The organism is Neobacillus niacini, assembly GCF_019749295.1.
Classification (GTDB): Bacteria; Bacillota; Bacilli; order Bacillales; family Cytobacillaceae; genus Neobacillus; species Neobacillus niacini_D.
Genome location: NZ_JACWFG010000020.1, coordinates 109,136 through 116,028, shown reverse-complemented (window position 1 = coordinate 116,028; position 6,893 = coordinate 109,136). Strand labels below are relative to the sequence as shown.

Genomic DNA, 6,893 nt, shown 5'->3' with positions numbered 1-6,893 from the left:
CACTCTACGGGACTGCCCGTCGCACAAAAAGCAGCGGGCACCCACTGCTCTTATCGTGTCAATATATTAAAACCAGTCAGCATAACCAAGCTTTCTTAAGTGATTAGCAGAAACTTCTAGGCATTCGAATGGGTCGCGACCATAGGTATTGTCCTGCTCTACCAAGAAATACTGCGCACCGCTCTCAAGCCCTGCTTCCATGATTGCTGCAATATCAAGGTTACCTTCACCGAGTTCTGCAAATTCAATCGTATTCGTGAAAATATCAAAGAATTTACCCATATCCTTCGTGAAATCAATTTCACTTAAATCCATTTGTCCAATTCGATAATCCTTCAAGTGTAAGAGTGAAATACGTCCGGCATATCCTTTAACAAATTCCACAGGATTTACACCTGCTCTTTGAATCCAGTGAACATCTAATTCAAATCCAAGCTTTGTCGTGTTATTTTTAATAATATCCAATAAGTATTCACCATCAAATTTTTGGAATTCTAAGTGGTGTGTATGGTAATATAATTCAATTCCATGTTCTGCTAATCTGTGAGCCATATCTTCAGCCTTAGCAATAAATTCCATGATACTATCTTTATTCCCCATAGCCATTAACGGCATCATGCCAATTCGTAAATAATTACATTCCAGCGTCTTGCAATCGTTTACGATTTTTTCAAAGTCACTTGCCAAAGTTTCACCAGGCATTCCAGGAAGCATTGGCTCTACCGCAGCAGAAAGAGCCGCAATCTTAATATCAAAATCTTGACTCGCCCTTTTTATCTCCGCAACGTTCTCAGGTGTCATAGGGATTTGAGAAACCTCAACAGCATGGTAACCTAGCTCACTAATTTTTCTCATTGTTTCATAGGCACCTAACTCTTCGACTTTACCTTTAAGCATCATCATTTGAACGCCGATTTTACCTTTTTTCATTATTACCCCTCCATTTTTATTGTCTGTTTTTTTTCTGATGACAAGTGAATGGCATCAATGATCGCAATTGAAGCCAGTGCATCTTTTGCATGAATATAATCTTGAGTGTTTTCGATAAGAGCGCTATAGAATTGATTGATGGTTTTAGCATGGCTGGCTCCATAATAATGTTTCGAACCTGGAAGCTTGGCATCCTCCATCAATTCTTCTTTTTCCCCTGCCTCATTTACGCTAGTTAGGATGCTATCTTTGATGATAAACCTAACCTTTTCAAAAAGAACCTCAAGTTCAACACTAGAATTATCTGCATTTGCATTGGTAGCAAAGAATAATCCCTTAGCACCATTTTTAAACTGGATACGGGCGGAAGCTGTATCTTCTACTTCGATGTTATAATCCAATAGTTGATCAACTGAACCTCTAATAGATTCGATTTCACCGCCAACCAGCTGCATGAGGTCTAAGGTATGCAGTGCTTGATTGATCATCACTCCCCCGCCGGCATACTTCCACTGCCCGCGCCACGGTTGGACATCATAGTATTGTTTTGGTCTAAACCATGCTACGAGGCCCTTGACCCCTTTGATAGGACCATATTCTCCAGAGCTAATAATCTCTTGAAGCTTTTCAAATGATTCATTGTTTCGATTTTGCAGACAGACACCGATTTTAAAGTCCTTATTTTCTTCCTCTAGTTTCACCAGGGCAAGCCCTTCTTCACTGTTCAAGCCCAATGGTTTTTCTAGAAAAACATGAACACCTTTTTCCACACAAGCCTTTGTAACTGGGTAATGCAGATAATGAGGCAGACAGATATGAACACAATCTAATTCTTCTTTTTCTAGCATTACTTCAAAGTTACTGTAAAAGTTTGCTCCTGGTACTGAATTTGATAATGTTTCGTCATTATCACAGACAGCCACTAACTCAGCATTTGGGTTCGCTTTTATCGCTGGAATATGAATATGTGAGATCGTACCCAGCCCTATTACTGCTACTTTTAGCATTTGCTTCTCCCCTTTTTAAAGGCTCTTTTCTTAAACTTTGTTGCTTTTCAGTACAAAAATTTAATAAGAAAAGAGCCTGCAAACTAAATTCTAAAGCGCAAAATTGATAATTCCGCGTTAAAATCGGCTTTAAGATTTTAACAACTATATTTATGAAAGCAAACTTTTGAAACAAACCCGGGAGCTCTACAGCGCCCCGAGTTCGTTTCATGTGGTCGATTACTTTCTAACTGGATATTTACCTTCTTCAGCAATTCGTTTATTTAATTCTTCTAGGAATAAATCTTCATCAAATGGCACTTCAATTTCTTTTCCTAACCAGCTTGACAAGTGCATTGCATTTGCAAGTCTAACACCATTAATACCGTCGCTGCCAGGAGCTAATAGTGGTGTACCTTCTACGATTGCTGAAGCAAAGTCTTCTAATACTGCAATATGTTGTTCGCCCCAAACATTACCGAAATCAAGTACTTCTTCCGTGAAAATATCACCTGCGCCTCCGCCCATAAAAAGCTTCATAACATCTGACATATCCATAGAATCGCTCATTTCTCTCTCAGATTGTTTTAAGCGCTTGATGGTAACTTTCTTACTATCGTCTACAACGATTTTTCCTTTATCACCATGGATTTCTAAACGGTCTGTCCCCATTACATCATGTGTCTTCGTAACGAATACACCAGTTGCACCATTTCCATAGTCAAATACGGCTGTTACATCGTCTTCAACCACAATATCTCTTTGATAGCCATAGTTTAATTTTGCATAAACCTTTTTCGGCATGCCGCAAATCCATTGAAGCAAGTCAATTTGGTGCGGTGCTTGGTTTACAAGGACACCGCCGCCTTCTCCGCCCCAAGTTGCTCTCCATTCACTTTGATTGTAGTACCCTTGTGGTCTCCACCAAGTAGTAATAATCCAGTTAGTGCTGCGGATGCTGCCAATCTCACCATTATCAATAATTTCTTTCACTTTTTTATAAAGTGGATTTGTACGCTGGTTAAAGAAAATTGCAAACTTAACTTCAGGCTTTGATGCTGCATAGTCGTTTAACTCTTGAACTTGTTTTGTATATACACCAGCTGGTTTTTCCACTAATGCATGAATGTCTCTTTTTAGTGCTTCAATTCCCATTTCAGGGTGCAGATAATGCGGTACAGTTGTAACAACTGCGTTAACATCACCGCTTTCAAGCATATCGATATAATTATCGTAGAAAGGAACACCAGGATACTTCTCTTCTGCTACTTGTTTTTTAGCAGGATCATTATCACAGATCGCACCAATCACCATGTTTTTAACTTTGCCTTCAGAAATAAAATTTGCGTACATACCGCCTTCTGCACCTAATCCAATAATCCCTAATCTTACATCAGCCATAATTAATTTTCCTCGCTTTCAATTTTGTTTAGAATTTCTATAAGTGCTTCATATTGAAGTCTGTAACCGCTGGCACCGTCCAGCCCTTTGTTGTCTTTAATAATTTCAGCTGCATCCTCAAGCTCCAAGTCCTTTAGAGAATCAAAGAGGACAAGATGTGGCTCTAGTGTTAAGAATCCTTTGTAGCCGTTCTTAATGAACTCAGCTAAGAGTTCTGGAATTTTACCATCACCAGTTCCACAAACAACATTTTGGCTGTCAGTTGTTACAGCATCCTTAATGTGTATATAAACAATCTCATCCTTTAAGAGATCGTAACACTCCCCAGTGTCCTCACCGCACTGTACGAAATTAGCAAAGTCGAAAATTCCTTTAAAGTATGGAGAACCGACCTCTGTTAATATCTCGTGACAGCGTCTTCCGATATCCCCAAAGATATCCTTTTCATTTTCATGAAGTAAAATGACATTGTATTTTTCTGCAATAGCAGCAAATTCTTTCAGCTTACTTACAACTTGACTGCGATATTGGTCTGCGTCTTCACCCTTAGGAATATAGAAACTAAAGATTCGCATGTATTTGCAGTCAAGAAGGTTGCTGATTTGGCAAAGCGTGTCCAACATCTGCTTTTGTTTCGCAAAGCCTTCTTCATCATTGATGAATACCTTACCAATCGGCGAGCCGATCGATGAAACACCAATTCCAGCTTTTTGCAGTCTTGGCTGTACACTTTCTTTGATTTCATCCACGGTAAAATCACCAATATTTTTTCCATCAATGCCGCGTAACGATATATATTTCATACCTAAATTAGAGACAACCTCAAGCTGGGTATCAAAATCAGATGAAATTTCATCTGAAAATCCTGAAATCAGTAAATCTTGATTCATTTATTCTCTTCCTCCTTTTTCCCAGGAATATGATTATTCAGTTTCGCTTTACGATACTGTGAGGGAGTAGTGCCAACCTTTTCTTTAAAAAAGCGGCTGAAATGGGCAACACTCTCAAATCCTGTTGAACGAGACACATCTGTTAGTGATTGATCAGGCTCCATCTCTAACAAATACTTTACTTGGTTAAGCCGGCAAGCCATCACATACTCCATTACCGTAAAGCCAGTAACTTCCTTAAAAACATGTGAAGCATAATACTTACTCAAACTTAACTCCTCTGCAATTCTGTCTAAACTGATTTTCTCAGCATAATGGTCATTAATCCATGAGGCAATTGCCTCTGAATGAAGTTCTTTTTCCGATCTTTTGCTGCTTACTTGAGCTAATTCCTTTTGACTCATTTTGTATATTCCCATCAATAATTGTATCAACTCAAGTTTTACTTCCGCCTCAAGGAAATCATTTTTCTTACCTGTCCGCTGCATTTCTTCATCAATTTGAGTAAGTGAGAGCGCTATAGCCTTTATCCTGCCGTCAACAAATTGGCCAAATTCATCGTAACCTGTACGAAGCAGGCAATTATTTAGTTTTCTAAAAGGATCTAACAAATTCGGCATTCCTAGTCCATTCAATGATTCTTGCAGCCATATAGGTGAAAAGTGAAGCATACTTCTTGTATACGTACTGTCTGTTCCTGGATTCGCTTTATGCAAAGTCATACCGTCCAATAGGATGATATCACCAGGCTGCAGCTCGTAAATCCGGTTGTTTATTAAATATTTACAATCACCCGAGTGGAAAAAATAAATCTCATATTCCTGATGTGAATGGAAATTAAAGTTGTAAGAGTCAACACCTTGAAGTCGGTAGAAACCGTATATCCACTCATCCATTATTCTTTTACTAATTGAAGAGCCTGTTAACTTTTCCATTGCTTTCACACCCTTAGAAGTAAGCGTTAACATCATAGTTTGTTAACTGACTATATTTATATTATATTGCAGGTAATTGTAAAAAACATTCTCTAAAACTGCTCAATAACGGTTATTATTTGACTAATATTGCTTTTTATCCATAATTCTCAGGCAATAAAAAAAGACCATTACAGCGTTATGCGCTAGTAATGGTCAGTTGGTATTATGGAAAGATTATTCCATCCAATTTGTATGGAATACTCCCTCTTTATCAATACGTTGGTACGTATGTGCTCCAAAGTAGTCACGTTGTGCTTGCAGCAGATTCGCTGGAAGCGTTTCTGTACGGTAGCTGTCATAATATGCAATTGCACTTGAGAATGATGGAACTGGGATACCGCGTTCAATTGCTACAGCAAGTACTTGACGTAATGGCTGTTGATAGTTTTCAGCGATTTCTTTGAAATAAGGATCTAATAATAGGTTTCTTAATTCTGGATCGCGATCATACGCGTCCTTAATTTTTTGTAAGAATTGTGCACGAATGATACATCCGCCGCGGAAAATCATCGCGATATCGCCGTAACGAAGATTCCAATCGTATTCTTCAGACGCTGCACGCATTTGAGCGAATCCTTGTGCATAAGAAACAATTTTACTCATATACAATGCTTTACGAACAGCTTCAATTAATTCTTCTTTATTTCCTTCGAATGCCTTAACTTCAGGTCCATTAAGAACCTTGCTTGCCTTTATACGCTCATCCTTCATCGCTGAAATAAAGCGGGCAAATACGGATTCAGTGATAATTGGAAGTGGAACTCCTAAGTCTAAAGCATTTTGGCTTGTCCACTTGCCAGTACCCTTTTGACCAGCTGTATCGAGGATAAGGTCAACCATTGGCTTACCTGTTTCTTCATCTACTTTTGTAAAGATATCTGCAGTGATTTCGATTAAATAGCTGTCTAATTCGCCTTTGTTCCATTCAGCGAAGACCTCGTGAAGTTCCTGTGCATCTAAACCAAGAACGTTTTTCAAAATAAAATAAGCTTCACAGATCAATTGCATGTCGCCATATTCAATACCGTTGTGAACCATTTTCACATAGTGACCAGCACCATTTGGACCGATATATGTACAGCAAGGATCGCCTTCAACTTTAGCAGAGATTGCCTCAAGGATTGGCTGAACAAGCTCATAAGCTTCCTTTTTACCGCCAGGCATAATAGATGGACCTTTTAACGCGCCTTCCTCTCCACCTGAAACTCCCGTTCCGATGAAATGGAATCCTGCAGTTGCTAGTTCTTGATTACGTCTAATTGTATCCTGGAAGAATGTATTTCCTCCATCGATTAGGATATCGCCTTCTTCAAGAAATGGCTTTAAAGAATCGATCGTTGCATCGGTTGCAGTACCTGCTTTTACCATTAGTAAAATTTTGCGGGGTTTTTCTAAAGAATTTACGAATTCTTCAACTGTACGTGCACCAACAAAGTTTTTACCTTCTGCTTCATTCTTTAAAAATTCTTCTGTTTTGTCATAAGAACGGTTGAAAACAGCAACTGAATAACCACGGCTTTCGATATTTAAAGCAAGGTTCTTCCCCATGACTGCCAACCCAACGACACCAATTTGTTGTTTAGACATTATTATCCCTCTTTCTCCTTGATCTAGTTAGATACTTATAAACCTATCACATGTAGGTGAGGTCTGGAATGCTTTACCGCACTTCAGTAACTCATACCATACATAATAACTTCTAACGATTA

6 protein-coding genes are annotated in these 6,893 nt (G+C 38.7%); all 6 read right to left on the bottom strand.

What is annotated here, in order from left to right:
* Positions 1 to 66: 66 nt before the first annotated feature.
* On the bottom strand, positions 67 to 930 hold the full coding sequence (locus tag H0184_RS23470) for a sugar phosphate isomerase/epimerase family protein (RefSeq protein WP_221829026.1): 864 nt from the start codon (positions 928 to 930) through the stop codon (positions 67 to 69).
* Between the two features lie 2 nt (positions 931 to 932).
* Positions 933 to 1,937: a Gfo/Idh/MocA family protein gene (locus H0184_RS23465; protein ID WP_221829024.1), complete on the bottom strand. Its 1,005-nt coding sequence runs from the start codon at positions 1,935 to 1,937 to the stop codon at positions 933 to 935.
* 219 nt (positions 1,938 to 2,156) lie between these two features.
* The gene (locus H0184_RS23460; RefSeq protein ID WP_221829022.1) at positions 2,157 to 3,317 is read right to left on the bottom strand and encodes a Gfo/Idh/MocA family protein; all 1,161 of its coding nucleotides are present in this window, start codon (positions 3,315 to 3,317) and stop codon (positions 2,157 to 2,159) included.
* A 2-nt stretch (positions 3,318 to 3,319) separates the two neighbouring features.
* Positions 3,320 to 4,207: a sugar phosphate isomerase/epimerase family protein gene (locus tag H0184_RS23455; protein WP_221829020.1), complete on the bottom strand. Its 888-nt coding sequence runs from the start codon at positions 4,205 to 4,207 to the stop codon at positions 3,320 to 3,322.
* Positions 4,204 to 5,142, bottom strand: a complete 939-nt coding sequence (locus H0184_RS23450; RefSeq protein ID WP_221829018.1) for an AraC family transcriptional regulator — start codon at positions 5,140 to 5,142, stop codon at positions 4,204 to 4,206. Before H0184_RS23450 ends, H0184_RS23455 begins: the two co-directional genes overlap by 4 nt.
* 216 nt (positions 5,143 to 5,358) lie before the next feature.
* Positions 5,359 to 6,771 carry an NADP-dependent phosphogluconate dehydrogenase gene (gene gndA, locus H0184_RS23445; protein WP_221829016.1) on the bottom strand — a complete coding sequence of 471 codons (1,413 nt, stop codon included), beginning with the start codon at positions 6,769 to 6,771 and terminating at the stop codon, positions 5,359 to 5,361.
* Positions 6,772 to 6,893: the final 122 nt, after the last annotated feature.

Bases quoted from the DNA above. Each gene is read 5' to 3' on its own strand.
- H0184_RS23470 (WP_221829026.1), bottom strand. From the start codon at position 930: ATGAAAAAAGGTAAAATCGGCGTTCAAATGATGATGCTTAAAGGTAAA.
- H0184_RS23465 (WP_221829024.1), bottom strand. From the start codon at position 1,937: ATGCTAAAAGTAGCAGTAATAGGGCTGGGTACGATCTCACATATTCAT.
- H0184_RS23460 (WP_221829022.1), bottom strand. From the start codon at position 3,317: ATGGCTGATGTAAGATTAGGGATTATTGGATTAGGTGCAGAAGGCGGT.
- H0184_RS23455 (WP_221829020.1), bottom strand. From the start codon at position 4,207: ATGAATCAAGATTTACTGATTTCAGGATTTTCAGATGAAATTTCATCT.
- H0184_RS23450 (WP_221829018.1), bottom strand. From the start codon at position 5,142: ATGGAAAAGTTAACAGGCTCTTCAATTAGTAAAAGAATAATGGATGAG.
- gndA (WP_221829016.1), bottom strand. From the start codon at position 6,771: ATGTCTAAACAACAAATTGGTGTCGTTGGGTTGGCAGTCATGGGGAAG.